Origin of the sequence: Flavobacterium fructosi, assembly GCF_042787335.1 — a bacterium.
GTDB lineage: Bacteria > Bacteroidota > Bacteroidia > Flavobacteriales > Flavobacteriaceae > Flavobacterium > Flavobacterium fructosi.
In genome coordinates this window covers 528,611-542,764 of the sequence record NZ_JBHZQA010000002.1, presented here as the reverse complement: position 1 = coordinate 542,764, position 14,154 = coordinate 528,611, and the positions used below count along the sequence as shown (strand labels likewise).

At 34.7% G+C, this 14,154-nt stretch carries 14 protein-coding genes; 2 read left to right on the top strand and 12 right to left on the bottom strand.

Annotated features, from left to right (window positions below; all coding sequences use genetic code 11):
- Positions 1 to 140 precede the first annotated feature (140 nt).
- Both ACFX5D_RS05255 and ACFX5D_RS05250 read left to right on the top strand, forming a co-directional pair.
- Positions 141 to 782: a flavin reductase family protein gene (locus ACFX5D_RS05255; RefSeq protein WP_379857195.1), complete on the top strand. Its 642-nt coding sequence runs from the start codon at positions 141 to 143 to the stop codon at positions 780 to 782.
- A gap of 3 nt (positions 783 to 785) precedes the next feature.
- On the top strand, positions 786 to 2,318 hold the full coding sequence (locus ACFX5D_RS05250; RefSeq protein ID WP_379857194.1) for a cryptochrome/photolyase family protein: 1,533 nt from the start codon (positions 786 to 788) through the stop codon (positions 2,316 to 2,318).
- A gap of 79 nt (positions 2,319 to 2,397) precedes the next feature.
- On the opposite strand, the gene ACFX5D_RS05245 is transcribed toward ACFX5D_RS05250, so the two are convergent.
- The 12 genes from ACFX5D_RS05245 to ACFX5D_RS05190 form a co-directional block, all read right to left on the bottom strand.
- Positions 2,398 to 2,832, bottom strand: coding sequence for a YMGG-like glycine zipper-containing protein (locus tag ACFX5D_RS05245; RefSeq protein ID WP_379857193.1), 435 nt, complete (start codon positions 2,830 to 2,832; stop codon positions 2,398 to 2,400).
- Between the two features lie 101 nt (positions 2,833 to 2,933).
- The gene (kynU, locus tag ACFX5D_RS05240; RefSeq protein WP_379857192.1) at positions 2,934 to 4,208 is read right to left on the bottom strand and encodes a kynureninase; all 1,275 of its coding nucleotides are present in this window, start codon (positions 4,206 to 4,208) and stop codon (positions 2,934 to 2,936) included.
- Between the two features lie 222 nt (positions 4,209 to 4,430).
- Positions 4,431 to 5,480, bottom strand: coding sequence for a tRNA preQ1(34) S-adenosylmethionine ribosyltransferase-isomerase QueA (gene queA / locus ACFX5D_RS05235; protein WP_379857190.1), 1,050 nt, complete (start codon positions 5,478 to 5,480; stop codon positions 4,431 to 4,433).
- A 151-nt stretch (positions 5,481 to 5,631) separates the two neighbouring features.
- Positions 5,632 to 6,855: a 3-phosphoshikimate 1-carboxyvinyltransferase gene (gene aroA / locus ACFX5D_RS05230; protein ID WP_379857189.1), complete on the bottom strand. Its 1,224-nt coding sequence runs from the start codon at positions 6,853 to 6,855 to the stop codon at positions 5,632 to 5,634.
- 113 nt (positions 6,856 to 6,968) lie between these two features.
- A complete protein-coding gene (locus ACFX5D_RS05225; protein ID WP_379857188.1) occupies positions 6,969 to 7,295 on the bottom strand; it encodes a nucleotide pyrophosphohydrolase in 327 nt (108 codons plus the stop codon).
- Position 7,296: 1 nt separating this feature from the next.
- Positions 7,297 to 7,749: a D-aminoacyl-tRNA deacylase gene (gene dtd, locus ACFX5D_RS05220; RefSeq protein ID WP_379857187.1), complete on the bottom strand. Its 453-nt coding sequence runs from the start codon at positions 7,747 to 7,749 to the stop codon at positions 7,297 to 7,299.
- A gap of 187 nt (positions 7,750 to 7,936) precedes the next feature.
- A complete protein-coding gene (gene rsgA / locus ACFX5D_RS05215; RefSeq protein WP_379857186.1) occupies positions 7,937 to 8,914 on the bottom strand; it encodes a ribosome small subunit-dependent GTPase A in 978 nt (325 codons plus the stop codon).
- Positions 8,915 to 9,114: 200 nt separating this feature from the next.
- Positions 9,115 to 9,594, bottom strand: coding sequence for a hypothetical protein (locus ACFX5D_RS05210; protein WP_379857185.1), 480 nt, complete (start codon positions 9,592 to 9,594; stop codon positions 9,115 to 9,117).
- Positions 9,595 to 9,862: 268 nt separating this feature from the next.
- Positions 9,863 to 10,945, bottom strand: coding sequence for a chorismate mutase (locus ACFX5D_RS05205; RefSeq protein WP_379857184.1), 1,083 nt, complete (start codon positions 10,943 to 10,945; stop codon positions 9,863 to 9,865).
- A gap of 61 nt (positions 10,946 to 11,006) precedes the next feature.
- Complete coding sequence (locus ACFX5D_RS05200) at positions 11,007 to 11,864, bottom strand: prephenate dehydrogenase (RefSeq protein WP_379857183.1); 858 nt, start codon at positions 11,862 to 11,864, stop codon at positions 11,007 to 11,009.
- A gap of 75 nt (positions 11,865 to 11,939) precedes the next feature.
- A complete protein-coding gene (locus ACFX5D_RS05195) occupies positions 11,940 to 13,085 on the bottom strand; it encodes an aminotransferase class I/II-fold pyridoxal phosphate-dependent enzyme (protein ID WP_379857182.1) in 1,146 nt (381 codons plus the stop codon).
- A complete protein-coding gene (locus tag ACFX5D_RS05190) occupies positions 13,082 to 13,909 on the bottom strand; it encodes a prephenate dehydratase (RefSeq protein ID WP_379857181.1) in 828 nt (275 codons plus the stop codon). Before ACFX5D_RS05190 ends, ACFX5D_RS05195 begins: the two co-directional genes overlap by 4 nt.
- Positions 13,910 to 14,154: the final 245 nt, after the last annotated feature.

Below are 14,154 nucleotides of genomic sequence, written 5' to 3'. Positions count from 1 at the left end.
GTAAGTTATTTTAAACAATTAATTTTCATCGCCTTTTTGGCTTTAAAAATATTTATAAATAAATATTTTTATTTTTGTTTAATTTATTCTATATTTACTTAAACAAAAAATATTTTTGTTTTTTTTTAAATTATAAAGACATGAAGCACATTTCTAAAGATGCTATTTCTCAAATGGAGAAAGTAGAAAGATTGAACCTTATCAATTCCTGTACTGGATATAAATCAGCTAATCTTCTGGCTACAAAATCACTTGACGGGAAATCTAATGTAGCTATTTTCAGCAGTGTTACCCATTTAGGAAGCAATCCTGCCTTGATCGGATTTATTATGCGTCCTACCACGGTGCCCAGAGATACCTATAAAAACATTAGAGAAAGTGGTTTTTTTACAGTAAATCACATTACTGCAAACATGATTGCTGATGCGCATCATACCTCGGCTAATTACGAGTCGGGAATTTCTGAATTTGACAAAACGAATCTCGAAGAAGAGTATAAAAATGATATTGCAATTCCATTTGTAAAAGGAAGTCCAGTACAATTGTATTGCAAATATGTAAATGAGTATTACATCAAGGAAAATGATACGATTCATGTTATTGCTTTAATTGAAAGTTTATTTTTTGAAGAGGAATTAGAACACGAAGATGGCTGGTTACAGATTGATAAAGGAAATGTTGTGGCATTGAATGGTCTTGATGGCTATTGTTTACCCAAATTAGTGGATCGTTTTCAATATGCCCGAAAAGAAATTCCCAGTACTTCATTTTTTAAAAAATAGTAAATGCAAAAATTACGATTAATCCTAGGCGATCAATTAAATACAGAACATTCATGGTTTCAGGAATGTGACAAAGACACGATTTATCTTCTGGCCGAAATGCGTCAAGAAACGGATTATGTAAAGCATCACATACAGAAAGTAGTGGCCTTTTTCTTGTCGATGAGGAATTTTTACTCAACGATACACGCTCAGGGCCACCAAGCCGTTTATTTTCAAATTACAGATCCTGATAATCCACAAGATCTAGAAAAGATTATTGCTGCTTGTATCCAAAAATATGACATCAAAAAATTCGAATACCTGTTACCCGACGAATATCGACTCGACGAGCAACTTAAGACGATTTGTGCTAATCTTAAAATAGCATCAGGAGTTTTTGATACCGAGCATTTTTACACCACGCGCCACGAACTCTCTGATTTTTTTGAAGGTAAAAAACTATTGTTGATGGAGAATTTCTACCGTACTATGCGCAAGAAACACCATCTCTTAATGGATGGTCATACTCCTGTAGGAAATCAATGGAATTTTGATGCAGATAATCGAAAAAAATACAAAGGAGAGGTACCTGTTCCATCAGAGAAAAATTTTCATAAAAATGTATCTGAAGTAGCTTCTCAAATCCAAGAAGCCGGCATAATTACTTTTGGAAATATTACTGAAACTGATTTCAGCTGGCCTACTTCCCGTGAGGAATGTTTGGAGGTTTTGGATTATTTCTGTAGGAATTTATTAAAACATTTTGGCGATTATGAAGATGCGATGCACACAGATGAAAAATTTCTGTTCCATTCTCGTTTGTCGTTTGCAATGAATAGTAAAATGCTTTCTCCAAAAGAAGTTCTGGAAACCGTTATTGCTTTTTATCATAAAAATGAAGCTGAAATTTCCATCTCACAGGTAGAAGGATTTGTGCGACAAATTTTAGGTTGGCGCGAATACATTCGTGGAATCTATTGGAAAGAAATGCCCAATTATGCACAACTGAATGCTTTGGAAAATCACAATAAATTACCAAATTTCTTCTGGACAGGAAAAACTAAAATGAATTGTATGAGCCATGCCATCAATCAGAGTTTAGACGAAGCGTATGCACATCACATTCAACGCCTCATGGTGATAGGAAACTTTACCTTGCTGACACAAATTAATCCTGATGAAGTAGATGCCTGGTATCTTGGTGTTTACATTGACGCCATTGAATGGGTAGAAATGCCCAACACTAGAGGCATGTCACAATATGCAGATGGCGGAATTATTGCGACCAAACCGTATATTTCCTCCGGGAGCTATATCAATAAGATGAGTAATAACTGTGCGAAATGCCATTACAATGTAAAAGAAAAATTTGGAGACAAAGCATGTCCGTTTAACACCTTGTATTGGAATTTTCTGGATGAAAAAAAAGAGTATTTCAAAGGAAACCAACGTATGGGTATGATGCTGAATTTATTAAAAAAAATGGATCCTGAAGAATTATATAGAATCAAAGTAAAAGCTAATGCCATTATTGAAGATATGGACTCGCTTTAAATGGAAACTACCCCCTAAATAAAAAGAGTGTTTAAATTCTATTTGAACTTAAACACTCTTATTGAACTATAGAATACATTTATTCATTCTTACTCCCATCTATAATTGCACCTGTTCCTGCACCCACTCCAGCGCCTGCAATACCACCAATTATAGCACCTTGAACTTTTTTCTTACTTATGATTGCTCCTGTTGCTGCACCAACACCAGCACCAATTACAGCACCTTTAGCCGTGCTGCTCCAGCCTTTCCTTTTTGTGGTAGTAGCTGTTGTTGTCGTGGTAGTCGTTCTAGGGGCTTGTTGATTAACAACAATAACTTCTTTTTGAGTTTCTATCTTTGCTGCTTCTATTTTAACTATTTCAACCTGCATGGAATCAATAACGCGTTGTTTCTCTATTTCAACTTTCATAGAATCCACGGAAACTTGTTTGGCTTTCTGAACATCCATTTTTCCTTGATTTTGACAAGAAACAATAACAAGAGAAACTAGTATAAAATATAATGCTTTCATGATCTTAATTTTTTAAAATTACTAAGTCTACAAAGAAACACTAAAACCTTCTTGTAAAACTTATAGAATTCAAACAATTTCTTATATAATTCTGACAACCGTTACCTTAAAATTCCTGCTTTTAGAATTTGTCCAAAACGATAGATATCTTTAAATGAAGTATACAATGGAACGGGAGCTAATCGAATTACATTTGGTTCACGCCAATCAGTAATCACACCATGCTTCATTAAATAATCAAATAAACCACGGCCTTCTCCATGAAGCAATACGGATAATTGTGAAGCCCTTTCAGAGGGATTAGCAGGAGTAATTATTTCGAAAGTACTGTATACTTCTTTGTCTATTTCTTTTAGTACAAACTCTAAATACGAAGTTATTTTATCTCTTTTTGAAATTAAAGCATCCATTCCAATTTCGTCAAATAGTTCAATTGATGCTAAATAAGGCGCTAGAGAAAGTATTGGAAGATTACTTATTTGCCAACCATCGGCCCCATGAATTGGATCAAAAGTTTGTTCCATCTTGAAACGGCGTTCTTTATTGTGTCCCCACCATCCTGCAAATCTTGGCAACTCTGGATTGTTATGGTGTATTTCGTGTACAAAGCATCCTGAGGCATTTCCTGGCCCGGAATTCATATACTTGTAACTGCACCAAGCAGCAAAATCTACCTTCCAATCGTGCAACTCCAATTTTACATTTCCGGCAGCATGCGCTAAATCCCAACCAACATAAGCACCCGCTTTATGACCAGCTGCAGTTATGGTTTTCATGTCAAAAACTTGTCCCGTATAATAGTTAACACCACCAATTAAAACCAAAGCCAACTCCTCTCCTACCTCTTCAATTTTTGCCAAAACATCTTCTAAGCGAATGTTGTGTTCGCCTTCGCGACGCTTGATTTCAACAATAGCCTCTTCGGGTTTGTACCCGTGGAAATGCACTTGACTTTGAAACATATATTGGTCCGAAGGAAATGCTTTCTCCTCACAAATAATTTTATATCTGGTTTTTGTAGGTCGGTAAAAAGAAACCATCAACAAATGAAGATTAACCGTTAAGGTATTCATAACGGTAACCTCACTTGGTAAAGCACCCACAATTTTACTCAAGGGATTAGCAAAACGTTCATGATAGTCCCACCATGGTTTTTCACTATAGAAATGACCTTCAACAGCCAAATTCGCCCAATCATTCATTACCTCATCAACATAAGCTTTACTACGTTTAGGCTGTAATCCCAATGAATTTCCAGTAAAATAAATCACCTTTTCACCCTTGATCCTAGGAAAAATAAATTCATCCTGATACTTATATAATTGATCTTGTGAATCCAGTAGTTTTGCAAATTCAAGAGTATTTTGAAAAGTCATATTTTGTATTTTGTTTTGTAAAAGTAGTAAAAAAAGACAAATGGATCAGAGACTCTATCCTAGTTACCTGACCTATGCGAAAGAAAAAAATAGTTCCCGATTACTATATTGAATTAAAAACCAAATCTTTATTTAAGTCCATTTGATTGATTTTAATAGTATAAAAACAAAAAATCTCGCCAGTACTGACGAGATTTTGTTATTTGTAAAATCGGTTTCTAATTAGATAATCAACATCGCGTCACCGTATGAGTAGAATTTGTATCCTTCTTGGATCGCTTCTGCATATGCTTTTTTCATTAAATCATGTCCACAAAATGCTGAAACCATCATTAACAAAGTTGATTTTGGCGTGTGAAAATTAGTAATCATGCACGTTGGAATTGTGAAATCATGAGGAGGAAAAACAAATTTATTTGTCCATCCATCAAAAGGATTTAAGGTGTTATGTGAGGACACTGAACTTTCAACGGCGCGCATAGAAGTAGTTCCTACGGTACAAATACGTTTCTTTTTAGCTTTGGCTTCATTCACAATATCACACGCTTCTTGAGTTATTTTCAATTCCTCAGAGTCCATTTTGTGTTTCGATAAATCTTCTACCTCTACTGGATTGAAAGTTCCTAAACCTACGTGAAGCGTAACTTCGGCAAATTTAATTCCTTTGATCTCTAATTTTTTCAATAGGTTTTTAGAAAAATGCAAACCTGCGGTTGGTGCTGCTACTGCTCCTTCTTCTTTTGCATATATTGTTTGGTAACGTTCCGCATCTTCCGGCGTTACGTCTCTTGAAATGTATTTTGGGATTGGAGTTTCTCCAAGTTCCGTTAATTTATTTCTGAATTCTTCATAAGAACCGTCGTAAAGAAAACGCAATGTTCGTCCACGAGAGGTTGTATTGTCAATTACTTCAGCAACTAATGAATCATCATCTCCAAAATATAATTTGTTTCCGATTCTAATTTTACGCGCTGGATCAACCAAAACATCCCAAAGTCTTTGCTCAGAGTTTAATTCTCTAAGTAAAAAAACTTCGATTCTTGCTCCTGTTTTTTCCTTATTTCCATACAAACGTGCAGGAAAAACTTTAGTATTATTCAAAATTAAAACATCACCGTCATCAAAATAATCGATAACATCTTTGAACATTTTGTGTTCTATGGTTTGCTTCTTACGATCAATAACCATTAGACGTGATTCGTCTCTGTTTTCAGCTGGATATTCAGCAAGAAGTTCTTTTGGTAAATCGAATTGAAAATGTGATAATTTCATTTGATAAAGTTATGAGTTATGGATTATGAATTATGTCCTTCAGGATGACAATCTTAATCCGAGTGTGCAAATATACGATTGTGAGATAGGCGTTGTCAAGTGTTTTGCTGTTTATTTTCAAAAGCGGCTGATTGACTACCCTTTACAACTCTTATTTTTCTGAAATTTCGAAGCCTAAACTTTTTAAATCATTCCAAAAATCAGGATATGATTTTGAAACTACTTCAGCATTTTCGATGATTATTGGCACTTTTAAAGCTAATGGTGCGAATGCCATCGCCATTCTGTGATCGTTATAGGTAGCTATGGTTACATTCTGTTTGATTTCGTCTGAGGCCAAAAGCGTCAAACTATCATTGGTAACGGATATACTGGCTCCGAGTTTTGTTAGCTCAATTCGAAGCGCTTCGAGTCTGTCTGTTTCTTTAATTTTCAACGTATGAAGGCCTGTAAGATGGCAACCAATTCCTAATCCAAGGCAGGTAACTACTATCGTTTGGGCAATATCTGGCGTATTATTGAGTTCAAAATTTACAGTTTGAGGAATAAAACCCGCTTGTTTGGTAAGCGTCATTTTGTTTCCTTCAAAATGCGTATCAACACCCATTTGTTTGTAGATTTCAACCAACCCAGAATCGCCTTGCAAACTAGTTTCTTTATAACTGGTCAGTGAAACGGAAGCACTTTCGGCCAAAGCAGCCAAACTAAAAAAGTAAGAAGCAGAACTCCAATCGGATTCTACGGTCATTACTTTCGATTCCACTTCTTGTTTTGGATAAACCGTAATTACATTTCCTTCAAAACTGGTTTTAATATCTAAATCATTCAATAAAGCCAAGGTCATTTTGATATAAGGAATAGATGTTATCTCACCCACTAAAGTAATTTCGATGCCGTTTTCCAGTTTTGGTGCCACTAATAACAATGCCGAAATGTATTGACTGCTTACATTTGCAGGAATGTTAACTTTAGAGGCCGTGATTTTTTGTCCTTTGATTCGAATAGGCGGATAACCAACTTCATTTTCATAAGAGATTTGCGCGCCTAATTGTTGCAATGCTTCCACTAAAACTTTTATTGGACGCTCTGTCATTCTTTGCGAACCAGTCAAGACCACTTCTCGGCCCTCGTTTACCGCAAAATAAGCCGTTAGAAAACGCATCGCCGTTCCCGCATGATGAATGTCAACTATTTCCTCATTTCCTTTCAATGCTTTTTGCATCACTTCACTATCATCGGAGTTCGAAGTATTGGCCAAAGTAATATTAGGAAACAATGCCTGTAACAATAACAGTCGGTTAGTTTCGCTTTTTGAGCCGGTAACTGCAATTCGAGCTTGTAAATCAGATTGGGAAGTTTGTAACAGTAAATTCATGTTTTTAATTATGAGTTATGAATTATGAGTTATAGCTTTCGCTTTCGACTCAAATAATTTAGGGTGGCAATTTACCACTACTCGTTCACAATTCATAATTTACAATTCACAAATTATTTAAGTTTTTCGTTGTTTTTGTGACGGTCTTTGTCACGAATAGATTTTAAATCCATTTTCTTATCGAAAGCGGCTTGTAAATCAATTCCGGTTTGATTTGCCAGACACATAACCACAAAAACCACATCGGCTAATTCCTCGCCAAGGTCTTTGTTTTTATCGCTTTCTTTTTCGGATTGTTCTCCATAACGACGGGCAATGATTCGGGCGACTTCCCCTACTTCTTCTGTAAGTTGCGCCATATTGGTAAGCTCATTAAAGTACCGAACGCCGTGTTCTTTGATCCAAGTGTCAACGTCTAGTTGAGAATTTTTCAAATTCATCTTATTCTTTATTTTTACTGTCAATTTGTATTGTTACCGGTCCATCATTCAACAAAAGCACCTTCATATCTGCTCCAAAAACTCCTGTTTGCACTTTCTTTCCCAACTCTATTTCCAGACGTTTTACAAAATTTTCATACAACGGAATAGCTACTTCTGGTTTTGAAGCTTTTATATAGGACGGGCGATTTCCTTTTTTCGTTGAAGCATGAAGTGTAAATTGACTCACTACAATGATATCGCCATCTATATCTTTAACAGACAAATTCATGACGTCATTTTCATCACCAAAAATTCGGAGATTTGTAATTTTACCAACCAGCCAATTACTGTCTTCCTGTGCATCAGTGTCTTCTATCCCGACTAAAACCAATAACCCTTTTTGGATGTCGGCTACAACTTTTTTATCTATGGTTACGGAAGCCGTGGAAACTCTTTGAATTACAACTTTCAAAATAATGGTGAATTATGAATTGTAAATTATGAATGGTAAACATTCATAATTATTTTTTTTTAAATTGTTTTTAGTTGAAATAATAACTGAAGTTAAAATTTTTTAATCTCACCTATGACAGAGTTTAAAGACTGAAATTGAGATTATTTCAAATATTTAGATTGAAAATTCCAACCAATAATGAAAACTATTCCCTCGTTTTATCACTAATTATTCGGTCTTCATTATGAATGTCGGTACGGTAATGTTCATCGTCCCCTTCGAGAATTTTAAGATAACTTCTATAACGAGACCAAGCAATTTCATCTCTTTCCAAAGCTGCTTTAATAGCGCAATGCGGCTCGTCTTTATGCAAGCAATTATTAAATTTACACTGGTCTTTCAATTTGAAAAACTCAGGGAAATACCCACTCACTTCTTCTTTTTCCATATCTACAATTCCAAAACCTTTGATACCGGGTGTATCGATGATTCTGGCATCAAATGACAAATCATACATTTCTGCAAAAGTCGTCGTATGTTGTCCTTGTTTGCTAGCTTCAGAAATTGTTTTTGTTTTTAGATGCAACGAAGGTTCCATCGCATTTACCAATGTTGATTTTCCAACACCGGAATGTCCGGAGAACATACTTACTTTGCCAATCATCATTTCTTTCAACTCTTCGATTCCTTTCATTTCAGTAGAAGAAACGCGCAAACATTTATATCCAATTTCCTGATAGACATGCTGCATATACAACTGCTCGTCAAGCGTGGCTTCGTCAAAAGTATCTATTTTATTAAAAACCAATATCGTTTCAATTCCATACGCCTCGGCAGTAACCAGAAAACGGTCAATAAAATTAAAGGTAGTTGGCGGATTATTGATGGTCACTAACAAGAAAACCCGGTCAATATTCGAAGCAATAATATGCATCTGATGGGATAAATTTACTGATTTCCGAACGATATAATTCTTCCTGTCATGAATTTTATGAATGGTTCCCGTAACGACATCTGATGTTTCTTCGAGTTCATAATCCACAACATCACCTACAGCAATAGGATTGGTACTTTTGATTCCTTTAATTCGGAATTTCCCTTTCATACGGCATTCGATAAAATCACCTTGTTCAGATTTTACGGTGTACCAACTTCCTGTAGATTTGTATACTAGTCCTGTCATTTTTCAATTTACAATTTACGAATTCGATTTTTTAATTTAAAACCTTAGACTTTGCAAAGGTAATTCTTTGTTTCCCGTTTAAAGTTTAAAGTTTAAAATTTTTCACTTCGATTCGCATTACTGCCCATTACAAATAGAAGATCCCCATACTTTATTATGAAGAAATGGGGATTAAAACTTAAATACTTATGTCATCTAGACTAATCTTTTTCGTAAGGAAAATTACGACCTACTTTTCTCATCATTCTTTCCATCATAGCACTTGGCGAGCTCATAACATCTTCATTCATCTGTTTATAGAATCTCCACAAAAGACCTCCATCTTTGGCATTATTAATTTGCATTGTCAATTCTCCTGTTGCAACCTTTCCAGTACCAAAACCTATTAGTAAAGATTTTACAATCGCAACTCCCTCACTTCCTGTTTTCTCATAGGCATAACTACATTTAATAACAGCATCAACACCTAATATTTTTGCAATTTCATCAGACGATTGTTCATCTAATATTTCAAAAATTCCATTTTTCTTCAACAAAGCATTTGTTTTATCAATGTCCTGAACAGAAACGGTGTAATCTGACGATTTCCTTAACAGATAAGTATAAAGACCTGACTGCATATTCATCCCTAAATTTTTTTCATCTTCTTTATTAGCAACTTCATTAAAATTTTTAGGCAATCTTTTAAATGAAATTGTAGCCTTGAACGGCAAAATAGCTACCGTTTTGTGAATCGTTATTTCCTGCTTTAAATTTGGAGATTCAAAAACACTTGTTTTACACCATCAAATTGAGCAAATACCATTACTGATGTAAATAGAAAAATAGAAGTTAAGATTTTTTGTTTCATGAATTAAAGGTTAGATAGTTAAAATTTCACACAATACTACAAAAAAACCTACAAATAATTTGTAGGTTTTTAATAAAAAATAATTAATCTTAAACTAATTAAGAATTTAATATTTTTTCTTGGTGTCCAATACTTTCTTGGTGAATATTTTTGAACAATTTAACTATAAATTCTTCTGTCAATCCTTTTTTTCCACCTTCCAAAATCATTTTCTCTTGGATTTCATTCCAACGATTGTTTTGCAATACTGCAACGTTAGCGTCTTTTTTCACTTGACCAATTTCGTCAGCAACTTTCATACGTTTCCCTAACAATTCCAATAAATTAGCATCCAAAACATCTATATTCGCTCTCAATTTTGTCATTTTATTGGTAAATTCATCAGATGCATCGTCATGTTTTCTCACTTTCAAATCTTTGAAAATTTGTTTCAAAGCGTCTGGTGTAACTTGTTGTGCAGCATCACTCCAAGCATTGTCTGGATCAGTATGCGTTTCGATAATCATACCGTCATAATTCAAGTCCAATGCTTCTTGAGTCACTTCAAGAATCATCTCACGGTTTCCTGTAATATGTGATGGGTCAATGATTAATGGTAAATCAGGGAATTTGCTTTGCAATTCGATCGCAATCTGCCATTCTGGAATGTTTCTGTATTTTGTTTTTTCGTATGTTGAAAAACCTCTATGAATAACTCCTAAATTCTTGATGCCAGCAGCATACAAACGCTCTACTCCACCTAACCATAAAGCCATATCTGGATTTACAGGGTTTTTAATCAATACAATTTTATCAGTACCTTTTAATGTATCAGCAATCTCTTGAACCGCAAATGGATTTGCAGTTGTACGAGCACCAACCCATAATACATCAATATCATGTTCCAAAGCCAATTTACAATGCGCAGCAGTTGCTACTTCAGTTCCCATTAGTAAACCTGTTTCTGCTTTTGCTTTTTGCAACCATTTCAATCCTATTTCTCCAACACCTTCAAATCCTCCCGGACGCGTTCTTGGTTTCCAAATTCCTGCTCTAAAAACACTCACGTCTGAATCTTTCAATTCATGTGCAATTTTCAATACTTGTTCTTCTGTTTCAGCACTACAAGGTCCTGCGATCACAAATGGATGAGTCAAATTGAATTCATTCAACCAATTTCTCATTTCTTTCTTGTTTTCCATCTTTTCTAATTTTATTTTTTTGTGTTGTTCTTTTTTACTGTAAGCTGTGACTAATCACTGATCACTTTTTTACATTAATTCCGTTTAATATTTCTTTTATTTTATTGACACTCTGCATTTCATTGTAAATTGCGTCATAATCTTCTTTTTCTAATAGTTCTTTAAATTTTGATAAATTCGAAATGTATTCCTCTAATGTTTTTACCACCTGTTTCCTGTTTTGTTTAAAAATAGGCGTCCACATTGCCGGTGAACTTTTGGCCAAACGAACTGTACTTTCAAAACCGGAACCGGCCATATCAAAAATATCCTGTTCGTCTTTCTCCTTATTGATTACCGTTTTCCCAAGCATAAATGCACTGATATGCGATAAATGCGACACATAAGCAATGTGTTTGTCATGTGATTTCGGATCCATATATCGGATTCTCATTCCCATAGCAGTAAAAAGTTGCAATGCTTTTTCCTGTAATTTGAAAGTCGTTTTCTCCACCTCACAAATAATATTCGTCTTCCCTTGAAACATTCCTTTTAGCGCTGCCGAAGGACCAGAAAACTCCGTTCCTGCAATAGGATGCGTTGCAATAAAATTTCTTCTCTTAGGATGATTGGCTACCGCTTCGCAAATAGGTGTTTTAGTTGACCCTACTTCAAAAACAATTGTAGCCTCACCAATAACATCCAATACTTTTGGTAAAACAATCAGCGCTACATCAACTGGAACAGAAACGATTACAAAATCTGCATCCACTAAATCATCAAATGTCGCACCAGCATCAACAACTCCTAAAGCTATTGCTTCCTGCAAATGACTTTCACTAGTATCGATTCCATAAATCTTGGCTTCCGGATGCAGTGCTTTAATGTCCAATACCATCGAACCACCTATCAATCCTATTCCTATTACAAATACTTTCATCGTTTTATTTTTATACCTACAAAGTTTTTTAAAACTTGCAGGAAAATGTGAAATCTAGAATCGTTAATCAACAATCTAAAATCTATTTATAGCTTCTTGTACTTTTTCTTCTTTTACACAAAGCGCAAATCGTATGTATCCTTCACCATTACTGCCAAAAATAGTTCCCGGCGTAATGAAAATAGATTTATTATATAATATATCATCAATAAAGTGCTCAGCCGATGTGATTCCGTCCGGTAATTTTGCCCAAACAAATAATCCGACACCTTCTTTATATACTTTACATCCTAATTTCTCCGCAAGTTGTTCCGTTAGAATTCGGCGTTTTCTATAAATCACATTCATCGATTCAAACCAGGTCTTGTCACTTTTTAAAGCTTCAATTGCCCCTTTCTGAATCCCGTAAAACATACCGCTATCCATGTTGCTTTTCACTTTTAGAACGGCATCAATACAAGCTGCATTTCCTAAAACCATTCCAACTCTCCAGCCTGCCATATTAAAAGTCTTACTCAAAGAATTCAATTCTAATGCTACTTCTTTTGCTCCTTCCACTTGCAACAAACTCATCGGATTGTCATTCAAAACAAAACTATATGGATTGTCGTTGACTAATAATAGCTGATGTTTTTTGGCAAAAGCCACCAATTTTTCAAACAACTGCAAACTTCCTCTTGCTCCTGTTGGCATGTGTGGATAACCAATCCACATAATTTTTACTTTTGATAAATCTAATTTTTCCAAAGCTTCAAAATCCGGCTCCCAATTATTCGCTTCTTTTAAATCGTAATAAACTGGAACTGCTCCCACTAAATTCGTCACCGAAGTGTATGTTGGGTAACCTGGATTTGGAATTAAAACATGATCTCCTTCATTCAAGAAAGCCAGCGAAATATGCATAATTCCTTCTTTCGAACCCATCAAAGGCAAAATCTCAGTATTCGGATTCAACGCCACCTGAAAGTTGTTCTGATAAAAATCAGCCATTCCTTTTCTCAATTCCGGTAACCCTTGATAACTTTGATATTGATGGGCACTTTCTTCTTGCATCGCCAGCACTACTGCATCAACAACTGCTTGAGACGGTTGTAAATCCGGACTTCCAATTCCCATATTGATAATTGGTTTCCCTTCAGAAGCCAATTGTCTCACTTCTCTCAGTTTTGAGGAAAAATAATATTCTTCAATTATATCCAGACGTTTCGCTGTAGTAATCATGGTTTTGTATTTTTATATTCGCCTAAAACTTTAAAGTATTCTGCCATAATGGTCAGTAATGCTTTTGCCTTAGCATAATCTTCGTATTTATCGAAAGTAACATCCACAAAAAAGGAATATTTCCAAGGCGTTTCTATTTTTGGTAACGATTGTATTTTGGTTAAATTCATTTTACAATCACTCATTACATTTAAAACTGCCGCTAAACTTCCACGTTTGTGATCCAATTCAAATTTAATAGAAGCTCTGTTTATTTCATTTTCTGCCACAAATGAATTCTCTTTTTTAATAATAACAAATCGGGTCATGTTATTATTTATCGTCTGGATTTCCGGAGCTAAAATTTCTAATTCATACATTTCAGAAGCTGTTTTGCTCGCAATTGCCGCAATTCCTTTTAATTGATTCTGATGAATTCTTCTGGCTGTTTCAGCGGTATCTTTATCTTCGACTAATTTTATATTTGGATACTTTTTCAGAAATTCCATACATTGCAACAACGCCATCGGATGCGAATGCACTTCTTGAATATCTTCAATTTTTTGGCCTCTCAACGCCATTAAATTCTGATGAATATCCAAATAATGTTCTCCTATGATGTGAAGATTATTTTTGTCAATTAAGGCATAATTCGGAATAATTGGTCCCGCAATAGAATTTTCTATAGCCATAACTGCCTGGTCAGATTTCCCAGACAATAAACTGTCTACCAATTCTTCAAAAGACAAACATTCATCTACCTCAACATTTTGATAATAATATTCTTGTGCCACTTGATGATGAAAAGAGCCTTTTATACCTTGTATTGCAATCTTTGTATTCATATTCTAAACTTTTAAGCAAAAAAAAATCCTGATTTTCATCAGGATTGTATATTAGTTTTATTTGTTTGTTGTTTTTCAAATAACCATAGCACAATCCCTTACTCCCTAAAGAAGAAATAATAAGTGTTGCTAAAATAAAAATGGTTATGAGACATGATATCGAGTGTATTATTCTTAATAATTATAATGCAAATGTAGGCCTTATTTCGAACCGACCCAAAAAAAAATATTCTTTTACGTAACAA

What these genes read in the sequence shown, in the direction of transcription:
- ACFX5D_RS05255 (WP_379857195.1), top strand. Translation starts at nt 141, where the DNA reads ATGAAGCACATTTCTAAAGATGCTATTTCTCAAATGGAGAAAGTAGAA.
- kynU (WP_379857192.1), bottom strand. Translation starts at nt 4,208, where the DNA reads ATGACTTTTCAAAATACTCTTGAATTTGCAAAACTACTGGATTCACAA.
- aroA (WP_379857189.1), bottom strand. Translation starts at nt 6,855, where the DNA reads ATGAATTTACTGTTACAAACTTCCCAATCTGATTTACAAGCTCGAATT.
- ACFX5D_RS05205 (WP_379857184.1), bottom strand. Translation starts at nt 10,945, where the DNA reads ATGGAAAACAAGAAAGAAATGAGAAATTGGTTGAATGAATTCAATTTG.
- ACFX5D_RS05245 (WP_379857193.1), bottom strand. Translation starts at nt 2,832, where the DNA reads ATGAAAGCATTATATTTTATACTAGTTTCTCTTGTTATTGTTTCTTGT.
- ACFX5D_RS05190 (WP_379857181.1), bottom strand. Translation starts at nt 13,909, where the DNA reads ATGAATACAAAGATTGCAATACAAGGTATAAAAGGCTCTTTTCATCAT.
- ACFX5D_RS05200 (WP_379857183.1), bottom strand. Translation starts at nt 11,864, where the DNA reads ATGAAAGTATTTGTAATAGGAATAGGATTGATAGGTGGTTCGATGGTA.
- rsgA (WP_379857186.1), bottom strand. Translation starts at nt 8,914, where the DNA reads ATGACAGGACTAGTATACAAATCTACAGGAAGTTGGTACACCGTAAAA.
- ACFX5D_RS05225 (WP_379857188.1), bottom strand. Translation starts at nt 7,295, where the DNA reads ATGAATTTGAAAAATTCTCAACTAGACGTTGACACTTGGATCAAAGAA.
- ACFX5D_RS05250 (WP_379857194.1), top strand. Translation starts at nt 786, where the DNA reads ATGCAAAAATTACGATTAATCCTAGGCGATCAATTAAATACAGAACAT.
- queA (WP_379857190.1), bottom strand. Translation starts at nt 5,480, where the DNA reads ATGAAATTATCACATTTTCAATTCGATTTACCAAAAGAACTTCTTGCT.
- ACFX5D_RS05195 (WP_379857182.1), bottom strand. Translation starts at nt 13,085, where the DNA reads ATGATTACTACAGCGAAACGTCTGGATATAATTGAAGAATATTATTTT.